The organism is Candidatus Erwinia haradaeae, assembly GCF_900698985.1.
GTDB lineage: Bacteria > Pseudomonadota > Gammaproteobacteria > Enterobacterales > Enterobacteriaceae > Erwinia_E > Erwinia_E haradaeae_B.
Genome location: NZ_LR217730.1, coordinates 391,938 through 414,984, shown reverse-complemented (window position 1 = coordinate 414,984; position 23,047 = coordinate 391,938). Strand labels below are relative to the sequence as shown.

12 protein-coding genes are annotated in these 23,047 nt (G+C 27.3%); 3 read left to right on the top strand and 9 right to left on the bottom strand.

Going from position 1 to position 23,047, the window contains the following annotated elements; all coding sequences use genetic code 11:
• Window positions 1-21: 21 nt before the first annotated feature.
• The 5 genes from tusB to ERCIPSPA2889_RS01220 form a co-directional block, all read right to left on the bottom strand.
• Complete coding sequence (gene tusB / locus ERCIPSPA2889_RS01240) at window positions 22-309, bottom strand: sulfurtransferase complex subunit TusB (RefSeq protein ID WP_157989062.1); 288 nt, start codon at window positions 307-309, stop codon at window positions 22-24.
• Window positions 310-316: 7 nt separating this feature from the next.
• Window positions 317-676, bottom strand: coding sequence for a sulfurtransferase complex subunit TusC (tusC, locus tag ERCIPSPA2889_RS01235; protein WP_157989061.1), 360 nt, complete (start codon window positions 674-676; stop codon window positions 317-319).
• The gene (gene tusD / locus ERCIPSPA2889_RS01230; RefSeq protein WP_157989060.1) at window positions 676-1,062 is read right to left on the bottom strand and encodes a sulfurtransferase complex subunit TusD; all 387 of its coding nucleotides are present in this window, start codon (window positions 1,060-1,062) and stop codon (window positions 676-678) included. The genes tusC and tusD overlap by 1 nt, the downstream gene beginning before the upstream one ends.
• Before the next feature lie 960 nt (window positions 1,063-2,022).
• On the bottom strand, window positions 2,023-2,946 hold the full coding sequence (gene ribF, locus ERCIPSPA2889_RS01225) for a bifunctional riboflavin kinase/FAD synthetase (RefSeq protein WP_157989059.1): 924 nt from the start codon (window positions 2,944-2,946) through the stop codon (window positions 2,023-2,025).
• A gap of 368 nt (window positions 2,947-3,314) precedes the next feature.
• Window positions 3,315-3,917 (bottom strand): peroxiredoxin C, encoded by a 603-nt coding sequence (locus ERCIPSPA2889_RS01220; RefSeq protein WP_157989058.1) that lies wholly within the window; start codon window positions 3,915-3,917, stop codon window positions 3,315-3,317.
• A 1,604-nt stretch (window positions 3,918-5,521) separates the two neighbouring features.
• Between ERCIPSPA2889_RS01220 and fumC the strand changes: the two genes are divergently transcribed.
• The gene (gene fumC, locus ERCIPSPA2889_RS01215) at window positions 5,522-6,910 is read left to right on the top strand and encodes a class II fumarate hydratase (protein ID WP_157989057.1); all 1,389 of its coding nucleotides are present in this window, start codon (window positions 5,522-5,524) and stop codon (window positions 6,908-6,910) included.
• A 154-nt stretch (window positions 6,911-7,064) separates the two neighbouring features.
• On the opposite strand, the gene glmS is transcribed toward fumC, so the two are convergent.
• Together glmS and glmU are read right to left on the bottom strand one after the other, a co-directional pair.
• Window positions 7,065-8,894 carry a glutamine--fructose-6-phosphate transaminase (isomerizing) gene (gene glmS / locus ERCIPSPA2889_RS01210; protein ID WP_157989056.1) on the bottom strand — a complete coding sequence of 610 codons (1,830 nt, stop codon included), beginning with the start codon at window positions 8,892-8,894 and terminating at the stop codon, window positions 7,065-7,067.
• 154 nt (window positions 8,895-9,048) lie between these two features.
• Window positions 9,049-10,422, bottom strand: coding sequence for a bifunctional UDP-N-acetylglucosamine diphosphorylase/glucosamine-1-phosphate N-acetyltransferase GlmU (gene glmU / locus ERCIPSPA2889_RS01205; protein ID WP_157989055.1), 1,374 nt, complete (start codon window positions 10,420-10,422; stop codon window positions 9,049-9,051).
• Window positions 10,423-17,668: 7,246 nt separating this feature from the next.
• Between glmU and pcnB the strand changes: the two genes are divergently transcribed.
• Together pcnB and folK are read left to right on the top strand one after the other, a co-directional pair.
• The gene (gene pcnB / locus ERCIPSPA2889_RS01200) at window positions 17,669-19,099 is read left to right on the top strand and encodes a polynucleotide adenylyltransferase PcnB (RefSeq protein ID WP_157989416.1); all 1,431 of its coding nucleotides are present in this window, start codon (window positions 17,669-17,671) and stop codon (window positions 19,097-19,099) included.
• A 1-nt stretch (window position 19,100) separates the two neighbouring features.
• Entirely contained in the window at window positions 19,101-19,589 is a 489-nt protein-coding gene (gene folK / locus ERCIPSPA2889_RS01195) for a 2-amino-4-hydroxy-6-hydroxymethyldihydropteridine diphosphokinase (protein WP_157989054.1), read from the top strand.
• Between the two features lie 705 nt (window positions 19,590-20,294).
• On the opposite strand, the gene ERCIPSPA2889_RS01190 is transcribed toward folK, so the two are convergent.
• Window positions 20,295-20,924 carry a DsbA family protein gene (locus ERCIPSPA2889_RS01190; RefSeq protein ID WP_157989053.1) on the bottom strand — a complete coding sequence of 210 codons (630 nt, stop codon included), beginning with the start codon at window positions 20,922-20,924 and terminating at the stop codon, window positions 20,295-20,297.
• Between the two features lie 1,130 nt (window positions 20,925-22,054).
• A complete protein-coding gene (locus tag ERCIPSPA2889_RS01185; protein ID WP_157989052.1) occupies window positions 22,055-22,618 on the bottom strand; it encodes a UbiX family flavin prenyltransferase in 564 nt (187 codons plus the stop codon).
• Window positions 22,619-23,047 lie beyond the last annotated feature (429 nt).

Genomic DNA, 23,047 nt, shown 5'->3' with positions numbered 1-23,047 from the left:
AAAAGAACCATCATATGTAATTTACCATGCTATTTGCTGAAGATTTTTTATTCTTAGTTTTATAAATCCATCATAACTGATAACTTGTACCTGTGAGGAGATATATATTAGCAGACCACGAGCGACAAGATCCTCCCTTAAAATATATAAGGTTATCCTTGCGCTTAAAAGCCCTTCAAGAATATTAGACCCCTGCGTTCCAGCAAGAACACCATCCTCTAATAACAAGACATCATCCCCTTCTGAAATAAGACGCAAAATAGCTGGGAAATCACAATAAAAAGGTGATCGAGAGATAGTATGTAGCATAATAATCCTAGAAAGTAATCACTTGATCATAGTGATTTAACATAATACGTAGATCTCTTGGAAGCAATACATTTACTTTTATAAGAAACTGGTTCTTAGCTGGTATACCACGCTCTTCTAGCGCTGCTGCACAAACATAAAATTGTATTATATCATATAAAGGAAGAATACCGAATGTGACACTATAATTACGTGCCAAAATAAGATCACTATTTTGTCCTGGTAATAATTGTACAACACCATCACTAACAAAAAATAAGCCAATTTTTTTAGTTAGCGTTAATGTTGCTAAAACTGCATCCAAACCTTCACGTCCGGAACTAGAACCATGCGGACACTGTGTAAAAAGAAAAGCAATATCATTCATTAAAATTTTACTACTCGGTCAGAGGTAAGTACTGCTTCTGCTAATGAGGTTAAACCAGTAAACCGAAAACCTATAGCTAGATTATCTGCTCCTAAGTCCAGCGCTAATGATTCTTTTTGATTACAAATGCCACGTCGTAGTGCTGCAGAAACACAAATATTCAGTATGACACCATGTTTCTGATGTAATTTTTGCCAACAATTAGTCAAGTTAACTTCGTCGCTAGCAGGCGAATGTAATGCATTTCCATTCATAACACCTTCACGATAAAAAAAAATACTATCAAGAGTATGCTTGTTAGCTATAATTGCGTTAGCAAATAACCAAGCACTACTAGCATTTTGAGTTCCATAAGCTGGTCCTGTAACCATGAGGCAAAAACGCATAATGAATCCTTTGTGGGAACACATAAACTCTATGTACATATCTAAAATACTCAAGGTCTATTACAGACCAGAGACGTTTATAAATTTTAAATCAATACACATACCAACTTTTCATCTTTAGATAAAATCTAAATAACACTTCTTTACTAAGTGTCTATAAAAATATATTTTTTAAAATTAACTAAATCATATCTTAATATGCAATACTAAAAAATATTTTACACTATTTTAAAAATGCTATAGTATGATTACTATCATAAATTAAATAGAATAAATTCTAAATCACTATTTAGTTTTTAACATATAACATTTAATTATTGAAAATATTTTTATTTACTGAAAGCTTTATAAAAATATTTTTTAATATTACATCTTCATTAATAATGCATATCAATCTTTTCTATAAACTTTATATTATTAAGATATGATTCAGGGTTACTAGAATGTAATAGTCTAAAATAGAAGTAACCTTTTTAATGTTCTCAGAATGATAATATTATTATATAATAATTTTTAATGATATTGTACGATTACTAGTCAGATAAATATTACAAATCCTTATTCTACAATTTACTAAAAAAGTTATATTCCGCTTTTAATCTACTCACGGAAAAGATTAATATTATTTAATTCAAAGATCACATTAACACTAAAATTCAATAAGATTTTATTTAAAGTACGCATGACTTTCTACTTGTTAAACAAGTTCTAGATATATATTTATCTATATTATATATATAAATAATTTTATTAGATAATTATATAAATTAATAATTTATATAGCTTTATATAGCTTTATATATAAAAATATATTCCGTATCACAAACCTTCTAAAGGCTTCTCAATTCTTATAAATCTTACTAATAAAGATCTCGTTTTTAGGTAAGTAATGATTACTTTATTCATGATGATTATATAAAAAATTCTATATAACGCGATTATGATAAATATAAGCCACTTCTAATCAAAAAAGTTTCTAGCAACTATTACATCATTTTTAATTTGTTTTTTTAACGCAGACAAAGAATTAAAACGCTTTTCATCTCTTATTTTATAAAGAAAAATTACCTCAATATATTGACTATACAGATCAATAGATGCATCTAATATATGCACTTCTAATTGTGTATACGGTCGCGCTAATGTTGGGCGCCTTCCAATATTTGCTACACCATGAAAAACTTGATGGTTCAATGTTTTGACACATACAATATACACTCCCGTTATCGGTGCTACAGTATGCAATAATGGTATATTAGCAGTAGGAAACCCAAGGATACGACCAAATGCATCTCCACGTACCACTCTTCCACATATACTAAATGGGCGCCCTAGTAATATTGTAGCTAAAGATAAGTTATTAGTAGCTAATGCCTGACGTATTGCAGTACTACTTATCCGTTGTTCATTATTTAATAACGTTTTGGCGCCAAGAATTTGAAAACCATAACGTATAGAAGCATTTTGCAATAAAAAAAAATCACCACTTCTACCTGACCCAAAGCGAAAATCATCCCCTACTGCTAGCAATGTTATACCTAACTTATTTATTAATAAATCAATAATAAAATTATGCGCACTTTGTAAAGCAAAATCACGACTAAAACGAGCACATAATACTAAGTTTACTCCAGAATGTTTCAGATAATACAACTTTTCATGTAATCTAGTTAAACGCGGAGGTGCTGACTCCAGAGACAATCTTTCTAATGGATGAGGCTCAAACAACATAACCATTACTGGAACATTACATTGACGCCCTTTTCTACACAACTGCGCCAGTAACGCCTGATGTCCTCGATGTACACCATCAAAGTTACCAATAGTTAATGCACAACCACGATCTCCTGCCCTTAAATTATGTATACCACGTATCAACCGCATAATTATCTCAAATAATGCAGAAAAAGAGAGAGAGTGATCATTTTATAGAAACCTAACAGACTATTATCTTATTGCTAACCTCAAACAAGATAAAAATTTTTATTTTATGATCTTTTTAGGTAAAATGAAATTTAAATTAATTAAAAAATATCAAATAAGTTACTAGCTTTTATTAACACTAAGGCTAGTAACTTTCAGGATTACATAATAAAAAATAGAAAATCATCAGCTATAAGTATTAAGAATTAGCAATAAAACACTCCCAATGCTCAAGTTTCACCTAAAAATTAACTTTCTATCAGAAAAAAATACTATAATTATGAATATATCAGTATTTGTGTCGCTTTATTTACAAGCTTATACATTCATTATAATTGATCTATATTTTTAGTTAAATATTGAGAAATTCCATCAGGTGAAGCTATAATACCCTCTTTACCTTTTTCCCATTGCGCTGGGCATACTTCTCCATACTTTTCATGAAAATGAAGTGCATCAACCATACGTAACATTTCATTAATATTACGACCTAATGGTAGATCATTGACCACTTGATGTCGAACTATACCAACCTGGTCAATTAAGAAAGAGGCGCGTAATGCTACACCGATTTTAGGATGCTCAATACCCCAAGATTTTTGGATTTCACGTTTGATATCAGAAACCATAATATACTGAATATCACCAACTCCGCCACGATTAATTGGTGTTTTACGCCATGCGCTATGAACAAAGTGTGAGTCAGAAGATACACCAACAACCTCTACATCACGTTTCTGAAATTCTGAATATCTTTTATTAAATGCAATAAGCTCAGATGGACATACAAACGTAAAATCCATTGGCCAAAAGAAAAGTACACACATTTTTCCATTAATGTATTCGATAAAATTAAATCTTTCTATAATATTACCGTTTCCTAAAACAGCAGCAGCAGTAAAATCAGGGGCTGGATGTGTTACTAAAATCATAATCAACTCCTAAAGAAAATTGTGATCACTCAAAGGTAAAATATCTAATTAACAGTTACAGTAATCTTTATAAGCAGTGTTAATTCTACTAATTATACGTTATGCACCTCATCAGTTAAAATTAATCAATTAAAATGAAAAGTATTAACCATATCATACTAATTTTAATCAGAACTACACTCATAGCTTCATTTAATATTTAGTATATAATATAAATGTCTAATTCTTATGCCTAGTACTTAATGTGTAGTACTTCATCATAAATAATTATTATAAAACATAGATTATTATAGAACAATTTTTACAATAGTTATTCCAATATTCTATAGTACGTTGAATGTAAGTACACCACTTTAAGATAGAATTTCCAATAACACACATCAACTATTTTTTTCATGCCTCTTACTCAAAAACAATTGTTCTCTAAAAAATACACATTCAAACACAATTAATTATATCTAAAAAAGTGTAAATAAAACATTTAAGCAACATGAAAACTTTATAATACAAAATAAATATTCATATTATAATACAATATATCTTCCATATATCTTATATATGATCTAAATTTGAGATATTATATTTATAAATCATAAAAATAATCATATAGATCTCTTACAGTTAGCAATCAATAAATCTATTTAAAAGAAATTACCTAACGACATATAATCATCATATCATGATAAATTATGTATGGATCCTAGACTTTAATATCTACACTTAGCTAACAAATTATATTAATAAATAGAATATATTTAATATTACATACTATGTATACGTATAGTTATCCAAAACTGTCAATATAAAATTTTACTCAGCTTATCATGTTTAAAACGTATTCTGCTAGATAATATTTCTCCTTAGACTGTTTATATCATTCCACTTGAATTCAGCTAGTTATTGGTTTATATTTTAATAAAATTTTTAGTGATTTTGCGCTCTTAAAAATGTTATCTAAACAAAATCAAGAAGAATAGATCGATCTTTCCTTAAATACAGTTCAAAAGTAAAAACTAAAAGAAATGCAGCTAATTCATAAAAATAATGCACTAATCTTACCATCTTGAATAGAAGATTATAAACAATTTAGACAGAACTAAAAAATAACAATCTATCGAAAATATTTTAATAAGAACCTCTATAATATTTATATTGTTTAGATTAAACGTTATAATAATATATTTAAATATTATTAATAAAAACTAAAGCTTATTATCTTTAATATAATCTATCTCTATTGTATTGATAATCTATAATAATATATTTATAATTAAATAAAATTTTTATAAAAATGAATTCTTCATAACAACAAGAATTAATATTAGCTAATAAATAATAAATATATAGATACATCTTAGTATTTATTGCAATTACTATAAATTGATACTTATCTAAAAAGAGGAACACAATACAAGTATCATAAGATATATATCATTTTTAGATCATAGCATATATATAAATATATAGCATAGCATGTTAATTATGCTAATTATGTTAATTATGCTAATAGACTAATTCTAAGTAATAAATATCTAGTGAGCGTATCATGTATATACTTCCAATTATCTACCGCAATCACTATATTTTTCCTATAGAGGATCAAAATGTATACAACCCGCATTGAACAGGACTCTATGGGTACTATTGAGGTTCCTATAAATCAGCTCTGGGGTGCACAAACACAGCGTTCTTTAAAATATTTTTGTATTTCCACAGAAACAATGCCAGAAGAGCTTGTATATGCAATAGCACTCACTAAACGTGCAGCCGCAAAAGTTAATCAAGAGCTCGGTTTAATAAAGTCTACTCACGCCGCAGCTATTATATTAGCAGCTGATGAAGTACTAGCCAAAAAACATTATCAGGAGTTCCCACTCTCTGTTTGGCAAACCGGATCTGGCACGCAAACAAATATGAACATGAATGAAGTACTTGCTAATCGTGCCAGTGAACTTCTTGGAGGAGAGCGTGGAATGTCTCGATTGATTCATCCAAATGATGAAGTCAATCACAGTCAGAGCTCTAATGATGTCTTTCCGACCGCCATGCATATTTCAGCGGTCTTAGCAATAAAAAAAAATCTAATACCAGCCATAAAAGCGCTCCATACGACACTATATCATAAATCTAAAGCCTTTAAAGATATTGTAAAAATTGGTCGTACTCATTTACAAGATGCCACCCCATTAACTCTTGGGCAAGAGATCTCAGGTTGGACATCAATGCTTCAACACAATCTGGTCCATATTCAAAAAAGCATACCACATTTATCAGAACTGGCGATAGGAGGCACAGCTGTAGGTAACGGTCTAAATGCTCATCCTGAATATGCCTGCCGTATGGTCAATGAAATTGTCGCGCTAACCAAAACAAAATTTGTTACAGCGCCGAATAAGTTTGAGGCATTAGCAACTTGTGATGCTATAGTCCATGCTCATGGCGCCCTAAAAAGTCTATCAGCTGCTCTAATGAAAATTTCTAACGATATTCGATGGTTATCTTCTGGTCCAAGATGTGGTATTGGTGAGATTAATATTCCTGGAAATGAACCTGGAAGCTCCATTATGCCAGGTAAGACAAATCCTACTCAATGTGAAGCGGTAACCATGATATGCTGCCAAGTAATAGGAAATGACGTAGCAATTAACATAGGTGGAGCATCCGGTAACTTTGAATTAAATGTGTATAGACCTATGGTAATATATAATCTTTTACAGTCCTTACGCATATTATCTGATGGAATAAATAGTTTAAATCGGCATTGCGCATTAGGTATCCAACCCAATCATCATCGCATTAGTAAATTACTTGATGAGTCATTAATGCTCGTCACAGCTCTTAGTTCGCATATCGGTTATGATAAATCAGCTAAAATTGCTCAAAAAGCTAATAAAGAAGGGTTAACACTAAAAGAATCTGCAGTACAACTTGGCTTTGTAACAGAAGCTCAATTTGATACCTGGGTTAAACCTGAAAAAATGATAGGTATTTAGAATAACTATCATCAATATAACTATATTATATCTATACAGAAAATAAATTAAAATACTTAAAATGATACACAAGCTCACTATTTTAACTTATGAGCATCGACTTATGATCTCTTGATACTATTATGTTGTTTTGATGTTTAAAAAAGAGAAAACATTATTCTACCGTTACTGATTTTGCTAAGTTACGCGGCTTATCTAAATCAGTGCCTCGCATGAGAGCAATATAATAACTTAACAACTGTAATGGTACAATATAGACAATAGGTTCAAGTACTACTGGAATATGAGGTAAAGGAATAATATGTATGTTATGGCTACCTGAAAAACTAGAGATAGAATTGGTAAAAATATACAGAAGACCGCCTCTAGCACGCACCTCTTCAATATTAGATTTTAATTTATCTAATAGTGAATTCTGTGGCGCCACTACAATTACAGGCATCTCAGAATCAATTAATGCCAATGGCCCGTGTTTTAATTCACCGGCGGCATAAGCTTCAGCATGAATATAAGAGATTTCTTTTAGTTTTAGAGCCCCCTCCATAGCTATTGGATACTGCTCTCCTCGCCCAAGAAATAAAGCATGATTTTTATTAGAAAAATTCTGCGCTAATTTAGAAATGAGTTTATCTTGCAATAATACCTCTTCAATGCAACCTGGTAGTATCTGTAGAGCATTAACAATCTCTTTCTCTACTTTTGAAGTCGTACCTTTTAGACTACTAATTTTTGCCACTAAAATCAACAAAACAGCTAATTGAGTAGTAAAAGATTTAGTGGATGCTACCCCAACTTCTATTCCCGCTTTCGTCATGAGCGAAAAATCAGATTCACGTATTAAAGAAGAAGAAGAGACATTGCAGATAGATAGAGATCCTAGATATCCTAAATTCTTAGATAAACGTAATGCCGCTAACGTATCAGCCGTCTCCCCAGACTGAGATAAAGTAATAAATAGACTATTTTTGCGTACTACTGATCTTCGATAACGAAATTCAGAAGCAATTTCAACATCACAAGGCATATTAGCTAGCGACTCAAACCAATAACGAGCAACCATGCCAGCGTGATAAGAGGTACCGCATGCTACAATCTGTATATGCTCGACTTGTTTTAAAAGAGAATAAGTCTGGTCATTAAACTCCGAAAGCTCAACTAAACTATTATTATAACGACCACTGAGCGTATTTATCAGCACCAAAGGTTGTTCATAAATCTCTTTTTGCATATAATGACTATATAAACCTTTATTTCCTGCATCATAATGTGTATCTAATTCTATTTCGCAACGCTGTACAATATTATTACAGCGATCCATAATCTCAATACCATAAGAGCTAATTTGCGCAATATCTCCTTCTTCTAGATATATAAAGCGACGTGTCACTGATAGTAATGCCATAGGGTCCGAAACAATAAAATTTTCATCGATACCGCAACCAATCACTAAAGGACTGCCAGAACGAACAGCAATTAATCTATCAGGAGAGTAAGTATCCAATATTACCATCCCATAAGTACCACAAAGATCTGGGATAATACGCTGTACTACTGTAAGTAATGAACCTCCCCTTTGTTGCTCCCAGTGTACTAAATGAGCTACTACTTCCGTGTCCGTCTCTGAAAAAAAAGTATAACCCCGATTCCGTAATTGGTCACGTAATAGCTCATAATTCTCAATAATGCCATTATGCACTACTGCAATATTAGTCGAGATATGTGGGTGAGCATTACTTTCTTCTGGTTTTCCATGCGTAGCCCAGCGTGTATGCGCAATACCAGTTTCCCCTAAAAGTACAGCGTGTTCTGCTGCACAGACTAGATTGTTCACTTTTCCAACACAGCGCAAACGGTTTGCTTTTCCGGTAGAATTAACTACCATGAGACCAGCAGAATCATAACCACGATATTCAAGATAACGAAGCCCTTCAAGAAGAATTTTTGCAATATCTCGCTGGGAAACGGCACCAATAATTCCACACATAGTTATGAATTCCTGATAGTATTATGAAGTAATCAGATACTTTTAACCTGATATTCTCAGAAAATATAATTGCGCCCTCAATATTATAATAGATGATTGTGATTTTAATATATTTAGCAGAGATTCTCTAAATATAAAACGCGCAATTTTAAAATTATTCTTCTTTTTTCTTCAACCGATTCCAATTAGAATTAAAGATCTGTTTTTTTTGATCATACACCAACCCAATATCAGGAATATCTCTTATAATAGTAGTACCAGCAGCAATAGTAACACCAGATGATACTTGAACCGGAGCTATAAAATGAGCCCCGGAACCAATAAAAACATCATCACCGATTATAGTCTTTGATTTTTTTACGCCATCATAGTTACAAGTAATGGTTCCTGCTCCAATATTAACATTTTTCCCGATCTCTGCGTCACCAATATAACTTAGATGCCCTGCTTTTGAACCTATCCCGAGATGTGAATTTTTCAATTCTACAAAATTACCAACATAAGAACCCTCTTCTAATTTACTCCCTGGACGTAAATGAGCAAATGGCCCAATGACAGACCTCGGCCCTAAGTAAGAATCTTCAATAACACTATAAGGATAAATCACGCTATTATCAGATATAATACTATTTTTAATTAAACATCCAGTACCAATAGTAACTCCGTTGCCAACAACTACATTCCCTTCAATGATTACATTAGAATCAATAACCATATCACAACCATGTTTTAAGATACCACGTAAATCGAAACGATTAAGGTCTTGCAACGTAACACCTTCTAAAAGCAATTGTTTTGCCTGTTCAATTTGATAGAGACGCTCTAACTGAGCAAGCTGAAGGTGGGTGTTTACACCACCTGCCTCAATATTGCTTACAGGATGCACCGAAATAATAGGACAGCCTTGCTTGTGAGCTATTGCAATAATATCAGTGATATAATATTCACCAATTGCTTTGTGGCTGGTAAGCTGACTTAACCAACGCTTTAAATCTGCACCACCGGCCAAAAGAATACCTGTATTGATCTCATTGATTTGTAGTTGTTCTGGTGTGGCGTCTTGTTGTTCGATAATTCCAACTACTCTCCCCTTTTTACGGAGAATGCGACCATAACCAGTTGGGTTATCCAATTTTCGCGTAAGTAAAGCGATACCACCTTCTATCTTTGCCATCTGAAGACGGCATAATGTTGCACTTGAAATTAAAGGAACATCACCATATAACATTAAAATATCTTCATTATCATCAAAATATGATGAAGATTTCTGCATGGCGTGACCCGTACCAAGTTGTTCTTCTTGAAAAATCCAATTTAAAGATTCATCTTTGAGAGTGGTTTTTAGAAGATCACCGCCATAGCCGTAAACTAGATGAATGTTTCTTGCATTAATTGCTTTAGCACTATCTATAACGTACTGAACAATAGGTTTACCTGCAAGCAAATGCAGCACTTTTGGTATCTGAGAGTGCATGCGAGTACCTTTGCCAGCAGCAAGAATTACTACGCTTATAGAATGGTCGAACATAAATATCTCGGCTAATTATTTATTCAACGTGGCAACGAGGCAACGGTTAAGACTTGATATGAGGCTAAACTATATTTACTCTACGAATGGGCATATAAAACTTATATGTTAAGAAATAAAATGCCATTATAAAAAAATACTTATTATTTAGATGTAGAAAAAGCATTATCATACTCTCATACATTATGCTAAATAACTACATTATCATAGTGTAGATTACACTACAGTACTCCCTTCATGCGGTATCATCTAATTGAATCATCTTAAATGTCTTATCTTTGCTAATTTACGATCTTTTTATCTCCCTAACGCTCGAATGCTTGATGCCGTACCTCATACCATATTCAATCTATCACAGAAAATAAAAATATCTGCATGCTATATTAGAGAGTAATAAATCAAAATATATGTAGTTATTTCTTAATAACAAAGACAATAGAAATACATATTAAGATTATATAACTAATAGTAATTAAAAACCTTTTAGTTTTTTTAGATTTTTAAATTAAATTATCATAATCATATTAAGTTAGATATTTAAATCATTTTATATATTAAAAACACAAAATTATTATTATACTTTAAGTTATAAAAAATATCACTTAAAAATATTACTTAATTGTAGTTGTAACCTGAAATAATAAAGATCTGTTCATGTGATCTATGCTACTTTCTAGAAAATCTAAGTGAGGAATTCTATCTAAATACTAATTTGACTCATACAATATTCCATTAGAAACGAAAATATTAAGAAGACATCATTCTATACTGATAAGTTATCTTTTAAGTTTTATAACCTAATGGTAACATCATATATATTATACTCTCTAACGATATATAAATAATCCATTTTATCTCTATGCAAAAGATATAACACATATAGGTCTACATTGATAGATTCTTTCTCTTATTTGGATCTTACACTCATTATAATCTACCAGATATTAGCACTCCAGAATAATTCACTAAAAAGAGTAATAATTTTACCTATATTTTAACCAAATGATATTTTTAGAATTATGAAAAAATATTTACTTTTTAAATTAAAAATTACACTAGACTGAATGCCATAATTAATAAAATGACATAATCTTATTATACAATAAATAATAACAACACATTAATATTTCTATCTTTTAGATTAATAATTAAAGATATTAGTAAATAACATTTTATAATACATTAGTACTTAATCTTATGATACTTTTTAAACTAATTTATTAATGATTATTGCAAATATAATAAATTTAATTATAATTATTTATCATTATAAGATGAGACATAAAACTAAAATTAATAATTTTTACACATATATTAAGAGCATAATATTCACCTAGAGAATAAAAATATAAGAAAAATTTTAAAAAATTATCACTTTGAAACTCAACCTAAGTATCAGGATCATCTCTAAGGTAAAAATATATTTATTAAAATTTAGAATCTATCAAAAATAATGACCCCCTCTATATCACTATTTTATATTTATAAAGCAATGATTTTAAGCTTTTTAAAAATTATTATAAGCTAGAAGTGCTGATACAAAAAAATTCTCTAAAAAATTTAGATTATTATTATTTTTGATATTGTTGATAGATTTAATTGTATTAAATATATGATGAGATATTTATCTTATAGATTAAAATTATATCACACGATTCATTATAGGATATAAAACAAAAATATAAGATAAAAATTTTTAAAAAATAATAATTTCTATCTAATTTATTTTGTAATTATAAAATAATATTTAAATTATAATAAATTCTTGATATATTTTTTTTATTAAAAATCACTAATTTATTAATTTGATATAAAATCATTACATAATTGACGCGTTAAATTCAAAATAAGGTTATAATTATATTATAATATCATTATTTTATTTTCTATATATATTTACTATGCTTCATAATTAAAAAATGTTAATGAATAAGAATAATAAGATGCTCATATAAATTTTTAGATAATATAATAGAAGAAATATTTTATCATTAAAATTACAGCAGATTACAGTAATTATTTTTATATTAATATTTATTATAAACTATAGATCAAAATTTTGTTTTTAACACTATGACATAGTGCATACGAGATGACTATCTTATCACATATTATTTTATCGACTAATCATTAATTATTATATTTTTTTATTAAAAAGCTTCATATAGATAAGATTTTTTTCATAAAAATGCTGTTAATATACTTAGCACAAATAGTGATATTTTTATTATAAATATCTATAATGCTAATTAGATTAGAGATCATAAAGCGTATTTATCATATATAAGAATAAAAAAATATTATATCAAAGATTGTCTTAATCTTAGGTTATCACATTAATCACTCATTGATATATTTAACGTTCGTTCATAATTAGACTTGTTAACAATAATCCATACTATATTATACAATTTATATTTTATAATCCTAGAAAAAATAAAAAATTTTATCCTTAACTTTAATTCTTTTTAAGATCTAATACTACAAAAATAAGCCATACTTTAGATAAGAAAGAGATCTTTATTTTAATTACTATAAATAGATTTTCTTTAAATAGAAAATATTTTAATAAAGTAAGCTTAAACAAAATTTACATTGTGTAAAATTATTTTAAACAAAGAAAAGTACAAATTATAAATAAAGTCAGCCAAATCTATGGCTTTAAATATTGATTATTCTTTTAATATATTAGAATAATTTGATCTTTATTATGCCAGTATATCTTTCTATTATGAAAGATCCCTTAAACATTTTAAATTCTATATTTCTACAAATATTTAAAAAAAATCATACAATACCTAATTTAGGGAAGATTGTTAAAGGACATGTTACGTTGGATGTCACTTTGATATTATCAAATTAGTGAATATTCGCTATGATTAACATTATATTTTACCTCAATTATGCAAAGGACGATGCTAATATTCAAAACACACCGGTCACTAAGATATTCAATGCACATATAAAATATTCTTAAATAAGAATATTATCTACTATTAAATAAATCAAAATGACTCGCTTTGTCAATGTATTATTCGAGTGATAATTAAATATTATAATATATTAAAGTTCATATATATAAATAAACTTCACTTATTTTCAATTAAAAACTCTTTCAAAAAATATCGTTTCATTATTATTAAATGAGTTTAATCTCTCTGATAGTCTAAACAATCCAGACATCTATTGAATAATTTTTTATATTGTACCTAGCATTCATATTTATTAAAGCAATCTGCTAAAAAATTAATATATCTAATATCTATGTATATATACGATAATAAATATTTTTATAAGTTATATTTATAATCTATAATAAAGTTAAAGTCATAAATATTTTTAACTAGTCTAGAATTAGAAAAATTATAAAGAAAGAGATTCTATAGTAAACACAAAAGATTTTATCTTTTAATTTTTTCATATCCTCAGTAACATACAGTACAGATAACAATAACTGATTGCACTATCTAATTTTACCACTATACTCTCATTAAATTACATATATAATATATTCTTTAGAAATTTTAAAAACTAAAAAGAAATATCAAAAACTCGCTCAAAAATAAAAAAAATAACATTTTTTAAAAATATAAACTATTTAGAAATAATACATTACTTAAAATTTTATTTTGATCTGAATAAAAATCAATAAAATAAATTATTTTTCATAATATAATAAAAAACATATCTAAACTACTGAGATATATATCATCTGCTTTTATTAATCTTACTTTATATATCTTACTGAGATATAAGGCTTGTGAGTTATTAATAAATCTTCTAATTATCATTTAAAAGATCATATCTTAATATCTCACAAAGATAAAATATACAAAACTATTCTGACAAAATATAGATTTCATTCACTATCTATTTTTAAAAACAAACTAACTAAAATCTTAAAAATTCATATACATTTTATGATACATTTACATTTTATGATACATTCTGTAATATTTCTAGTATTTTATTAGTATTATACTCCAACATATTTGATAATATAATCACTAACTAGATAAGACACTTGACTAGTTTGATTTTGATCTTATATATAGATAGTTAAATTAATAATAAAAACAAGTGGATGATTTTTATTGTAAAAAAAGCAAAAAACCATCAGTTATAAATGGTCTGTACATAACACTTATTAAATATATGATAAAGAATATCACTAATCATTTAGTCAAAACAAAAGATAAAAATTGTCTTTATATTGCAATATGTATATTATAAAATATATAGAAATACTTTATAATCGACATTTTTAGGTCTTTTTTTATATAATAGCTATCTTATTTTATATATAAAAGTCTTGAAATATGAAAAAAACACCATCATCACTATAAACACTAATAAGATGACGATCTCTAATATTCTTAGAATTTTTTTAGTGAAATAATCAAAGCACTATATATTGCTTACATTTAAATAATCAGGCCAATCTCTATCGTAGTTAGAGAAAATCAAGAATATAAAAAAATTAATCAAACAAAAAATACCTTAAAATCAATAATTATAAAATCAACAAATTAATATAATTATTCAATAAAAAAATAATCAATAAAAGCATTATCGATAATATTTATCTAATTAAGAATTGATTATATACATCAAATCAGAATATAACTCTAAAAGTATAATGATGTGATGTAAAATTTATGATTTTTTTATAGTTAGTTATAATACAAAATATATAGCACATGTAGTTCAATTAAAAAACACTATAATTATTTTTATTTTACAATTGACTAAATAACAAATTATAATCTAACGATAAAATAAAACTAAATCAATTATTTGGTAAATAATATTTAAAAATTTATTTAAACTGAATATATTATTATTAATATGATAAATTAATTAAATGAAAGAAATATTTTTAATAGTTAAAATTTTATAAAATATGTTAAATAAACATATTTAATATATAATAAATATATATAGATTTTACAATTTTTAATAAAAATATTACATAAATATTTTCATTACATATTAATATAACGTCATTCTTTTATTTTAAAATTTTAAGTAAATATATAAAATATAATAATTAAAATATTATCTTACATTATTAGTATTTTACTAATTACCATTAAAAATCCATAACTAATCTTTAATTAACTGTTGTTTTATAGTTATGCGCTATCTCTCATATATTTATGAAAAATATCTAAATATATTGATAACTTATCATTTATTATGATAGATATTGAAAGTATCTAAACAAACTAAATAATAATTAAAATTATAATAAAATCTGTAAAGTTTCATATATATAAAAAATATAAAAATATATTTGAAAATTTCATATAAACTAAACAATACATATTGATATATATGTAATATAATAAAATATAGTAGTAAAATTATCTAAAATTAATATTAAGTAAAATATTATTTTAATATACTTAAGATTAATTTAACTTTATCTTTAAATATAAAATTACATATTATAAAATTTTTAGAATATTATCTTTTATTTATTTACTAAAAATAATTGAATATAATAAATTATAGATACCATTTTTAAGCAAAAAGTTAAAAGTAATAAAATTATTATAGCACATTATAATACATATTTCGCAAATTATTTATAAACCAGTGTCTATACCAAAATAACCATTATCCTACCGATGAGCTATCCTAATAACATATGTATGTTATTTATAAAATTTAATTTATAAAAAAATTTTTATATTATATTTTTGATAATTTTAAGTTATTCGAACTATTATTTAAAAAATATTTAAAAAATGAAAATATATAAACTTAATGATAGCGCTCTTATTGAATTTTTCACAGTAACTAACTTATCCTAATAAAAAATTAATTATATAAATCATTAAACATTAATAATCTCAAAAAAATCTAGATGATTTACTACAAAATAAAATCCTTATATATAATATTGCTATACATTATATGTAATCTGTGTGTTTTTATAAAAACAAATTAATACATAATTAATATTATACATCGATACATCATATCTCAACAATACACATTAAAAATTGAACTAATAAAATAAAAGTAACTTTATAATCTTACTCAATGATCCTTAAATATATTTCTGAATATTACTAATAGACTTTTTCAGAGAAAAATTTTATACCATCCTCAGATATAACTTTACATACCTTACTGAATCCTAACTACATTAATCACTTTTTCTGTAAAATAAAACCCTCTTAAAAAGAAAGATGTATGCATGATGTCTAGTTATATATCTTAAATTATTTTAGGTACAATTTAGTATCTCACTATGCATTACACATACTTAATCTTATTACAGAAGCTTTGTAAAAAACGCTCACTATATATCTATAACTTACTTAAAAACAAAATAATTAAATCTCTTCTATTTGTATATACAATAAAAAATATAAAATTATATAAAAAATTTAAGCTACCTTAATTTCTTTATTTTCTCAGAGCTGCTAACATAGCTTTTCTCACCCTTAGAACGGTTTAGAACAATATGAGAGTGTAATTATTCTTTTTAAGAATTAAAAAGTACTGTAATACTATTGTGCTCTACAATAAAATTGTTTATTTTTAATACATAGAATACATCACTTGTAGTGATACGATAATTAATAAAATAATAAACAGAAATACCAAAAACCTATACATAATGAATTAATCTATTATTTTTTAGTTATCACTAATCTCAAAATTCTTTATATATATTCGCAAAAAACTAATAATAAATAATATACTTACACATAAAATTTATATAGGATAGCATTCAAGTCCTACCATAGGTAATACAAAGCATACTTATAAAATATCTACATATATTATCAATCATCTGCAATATAGATATAAAAATGCGCAATATTACTCGCTCATATAAAAATATAAAAGATATCAACTATGTAATTGATATTATCTATTGTATAATAATATAAAAGATAACTGTATAGAAAAATTTAATATTGATTTCACATATCTATTTTTTATCTTAACATTATCTCACTAGATCCTACAATGTCTGGATACACTCTTACAGAGAGTTTGCCATAGGTACTCATAGAATTGAATAAATAATCCTAGTGGCTTCACTATATTATGAAAAATCATATTTCAATATAAAGACTATAAATAAGTATATAAAGTTTTTGTAACTATCATACATAAAATGTATCAACATGCAGCAGCCAGGATTTTTAATATGATTGATGGCTTGCATCTGAGCTATAGTTAACTTGCAATAGATCAGATAATTTTAGTATAGAGGTGCCCTATTTTTACCAGAGTGGCTAATTTTTGTCGAAAAGTCCGTGGTTGCGAAGAGGTAATAGCAACTAAAATAGCAAAAAACTACCAAGTGGCTATTGTTACCAGAAATCATCACAATATTTCACATAAGAACATTAGCGATAATGCTCTTAAAGTATTACATCGTCTTCATAAATTTGGATACGAAGCTTACCTCGTAGGTGGTGGAGTGCGTGATTTATTGCTTGGTAAACAACCTAAAGATTTCGATATAACTACTAATGCCACACCGGACCAAATGCGTAAATTATTTCGCAACTGTCGTTTAGTTGGTCGCAGATTCCGCCTCGCCCATATCATGTTTGGAGATGAAATTATTGAAGTAGCCACCTTTCGCGGACATCACAAAATAGAATCAAAAAACACCAATCATCGTCATCATGCGCAATGTGCTCAAAATGGTATGCTATTACGTGATAATATTTTCGGCTCTATTGAAGATGACGCTCAGCGTCGTGATCTTACAATTAATAGTCTATATTATAATATCTCTGATTATACAGTCCGTGACTATATGGGTGGACTAAATGATCTTAAGACAGGAATTATTCGTATAATTGGTAATGCAGAAACTCGTTATCGCGAAGATCCAGTGCGTATGCTACGGGTTGTGAGATTTTCCGCTAAATTAGGAATGGATATTGCCCATGAAACTCAAGAACCAATCCCGCGTCTAGCTACGCTATTATATGATATTCCTCCTGCACGTCTTTTTGAAGAAATATTAAAACTTTTTCAGACTGGCTATGGCTATAATACATATCTTGAGCTATGCAGATATCAATTATTCCAACCTCTGTTTCCGATCATTACACAATACTTTACTAAAAGTGGCAATAGTCATATGGAACAAATGATCCTTCTAGTATTCACGAATACTGACATACGCATCCATAATCACATGCGCGTTAATCCAGCATTTTTATTTGCTGCCATGTACTGGTATCCACAACTAATAATATCCACCACACTTGCTAAAGAAAAAAACCTTAACTATTACGATGCTTTTATATTATCTATGAATAATATCTTAGAAAAAGCAAATCAAGCTTTAGCCATACCAAAGCGCATTACTACATTAGTACGAGAAATCTGGCAACTACAGTTTCGTTTAACTCGCCGACAAGGGAAACGAGCATTCACGATTATGGCACATCCAACATTTCGAGCTGCATACCATCTTCTCAAAATGAGAGCTCAAATAGAAAAAAATCATGATTTGCAGAATCTAAGCGCATGGTGGCTTAAGTTCCAGGTATCTGAACTGCCAGAACAAAAGATAATGCTTCAAATACTCGAGTGTCATCTAGTTAATTCATATAAAAAGCAGCCAATATGTGCATATTCACTCACTGATTTATATCATACAAAAATAACTAAAAATAGTGATTATTAAAATGCATCGCGTATATCTTTCATTAGGCAGCAATCTTTCCCACCCACTACAACAGATTAAGAATGCTCTGAATAAAGTAGCATCTATTCAAAAATCTAACATTGTTTCTACATCTCTATTCTATGAAACTCCATCTTATGGTCTAACAAATCAACCTCATTTCTATAATATAGCAGTAGCTCTTGATACATATCTAGATCCTGAAGAACTACTAAATAGCACCAAAGATATTGAAATAAAACAAGGACGTATTCGATCGGAGCTTCGATGGGGGGCTCGTATAATAGATATTGATATTATGCTATTCAATAATATAACACTTAAAACACCTGAATTAACAATACCACACTATGATATGCATAATCGTGCTTTTATGCTCATACCTCTTCTTGAGATTGCTCCAAAAATTTGTTTACCAAATGGCCAAAAATTATCAGCCATCCTAAGTAATCTATCTTGTAATGCAATCCAAGATATCAGAAAAATTTAATATTTTATAAACTAAATTCAAACTCCAAGCATGAGTCCACACAAGAGTCTATATTTATAATAATATCACTAATAAGTATCTACCTGCATGTAAGAGTAAAAATGTATCATTTAATGATTATTAAATACCCTGAATCTGTAAATGATGCTATCATTTAATTTTTCTAAGAAAATAAAAAATATTGATCTATAAAGATCAGAAAAAATCAAACATACATAGCTCTGATAATGAGTAGCATACACATATGATAGCTAAATATATAATATACTGATCAGACTCTGCTAACTTTGAAGCTTATGTGTATATACTTAAACTAAATTCTTATATCATTGATGTATAAATGCGATCTTTTTATGTATTTTTTAAAAAAAATCTTATTTTATATATAAAATCAAGAACATCATCTTTCTTATAAAATAAGAAATATAAACTTCTGATGCTTATTGCAAAAAAATTAATACTTGATTTATTAAAAATCTATATCTATCCTCAAGAAAAAGACTCATATTCAATCCCTTCTAAAGATCATCTTATTAGATTGTGTTTTTTCTAAAAATATAATAAGAAGGGTAAAATATATTAAAAATCATCATTTTTATTAATTAAATATTAAAAATATTTAGTACACTCTACTGCACATAATCAATATTGTTATATTTATTATTAATATAACAATTATTATATTCTCTTCGTATCAACAATATATTACTTCTTATTCAGTAAAAATTGAACTACATTAGCGTATTCCTGAACATAAGTAGCTATAGAGCTCGTATCAAGTTCATCACCATTAACCATATATTTTCCGTGTATAATAATTGTCGGTACTCCTTTAAGATGAATATTGCACGCCACTCTACCTTGTTGTTCATATAATTTATCGATTACTGGACTACTCCATATAGTATCATATTGTTCTTCCTGTATTCCAGTTGATCGAATAAACACTTTTTTTAAGGAAGCTTGATCAATAATGCTCTTTGTAATAAGAACTCCTTCAAAAATAGGCAAAATTACCTTCTCTTCTACCCCCATTACCATGGCAATAGCCCATGCTCGGGTTAAGGTATGACCCATCTCCCCGCCAAAATTAACAATATGATACTTAATTAGTTTACTATGTCTCGGAAAATTTTTCTGAACAGTCTGATTAGAACACCATTCTTTTTCAAACTCATAACAATGAGGACAATAAAATGAAAAAAATTCAAGGACATGAGGAACGCTAATAATAGGTTGATCGAGACTGGTATACTTTTTACTGTTTATTAATAGAGAAGCGCTTGCATTAAAAGTTAATATAGTAACTAATAATAGTAATAGAATATTTTTCATTGCACACTCTCTCTTCTCCTTTAATAATTTTATTATTAAATCCATTATCAATCAGAGATATAAAGTAAAAACTATTTTTAATTATACTATCATGCGTAAATACTGTATTATACTATATCAGTAGCATAATTTTACTATCTGATAACTATTTTTATATATAAAAACATCACATAAAAAAATTATTAAAATGTTATTAATGAAAATAGCTGATAGAATGGTAGAATAAATTTATATTATAAAATACTCTCATCAAAGATGTCTCTTTATATCATTCTATTAGAAACTCTAATAACTTTATGCAATGAATATATTACAAGTATATAAAATAAATTTAGATCTCTTTAAATATCCGAGAAATATATAAATAATCAGTATTAAAATAATATGACATGATAATTTTATTATCATTAATAATAAATCTATAAATTCTATGATCTATGCATCTATATAAGTCATTCATAAAAATCATTTAAATCACTAAAAATACTTCCACAGAGCACTAATAATTGATATTTATAATAAATGTTAATCAATAACTGATTATTGTCATATAGATAGTGAAGATTATAAAGGCCGCACTAAATATGTATATACATTCTGCATGCCCATTATTAGATGATGAATTATGGTGATTCGTATATCTTCTTTTAAAATTATAGGAGAAAAAATATTTTATATACTCTCTTACGAGAAGTATATTTTTACAAATTATTTTATAATCCGTAGTGGATTTTAATTACTAAACCTGCAAGAAAGTTAATATCATTAATATATTTTATTAATATTACTCTATATAAATCAGATTTTTAACTAATATATTAATATTATATGTCTTATGGACGAATAACTTATACTAGGGTTAGTATAAATAATTTCTATATAATACTTAAGATAACACTATAATATACATTAATGTATATACCATAATATTAACTTTTATCTAAATTAAATAATATTAGATATATTATATAAAATATAATATATTGCAAAATAAAAAAATAAAAACCTAGATGACAAATCTCAAACTCTTCTAAGAATAAAGAATTGTATCCTATTAAATCAACTTTAGATTTCATATAACACTTTTTTATAATATTTATATTATAAAATATATCACACAGATACCAAACTTACTTCCAGCGCATAAAAAGATCATTTTCTAATTGAATATCAAATTGATCTAATATGCGGTTTACCGTTTGATTAATAATATGCATTAAATTATTAGGGCGATGATAAAATGCTGGCACTGGAGGCATAATAATCGCTCCCATTTCGGCTGCCACAGTCATCATACGCAAATGGCCAAGATGCAAGGGGGTTTCGCGAACACCTAACACCAATCGACGCTTTTCTTTTAATACTACATCAGCAGCACGGATCAGCAACCCATCCTGAGAGCTATAGACAATACCAGATAAAGTTTTTATAGAGCATGGTAAAACTATCATACCCATTGTTTTAAAAGAACCAGAAGAAATACTAGCTGTGATATCACTGACATCATGCACTACATCAGCCATTTTATATATATCCTGTACCGAGTAATCACTCTCTAAAAGGAGAGTTTTAGATGCTGCCTTAGTTATTATAATATGTGTTTCAATATCATGCACCTTCTGTAAAACTTGTAAAACGCGTACACCATAAATCACTCCACTGGCACCAGAAATTCCAAGAATGAGTCTTTTCATATCGTGTTCTCCTATACAGCATGACTAATAATACAAGGCATCTAATATAATAATGCCTTATCAATCAACCCGTGTATTAAGTGTACCAAATGAATTCTTTATTAATCGTAATATATCTTTTAAAAAATATAAGAGCTCCTAAAAACTACAATACTTAAATTAAATAATTTTTATCTGAAAATACTTATTGGAATATACTTTTAAAGAGTTTATCTATAATATAGATTAATCCCTGATTGCTTGTAAAAACCAAACAATCAAAAACCTACGTTATAGATACTATTTTGATGATCAGACTATTTTTATAAAAACTAATTTTAGATTCATTATGTACATAAAACACTAAAACAATAAATATTTTAGAAAAAATATATCTATTTCGTGTAATAATGAAATCTCATAATATATTAAAAATTTATATTTAATAAA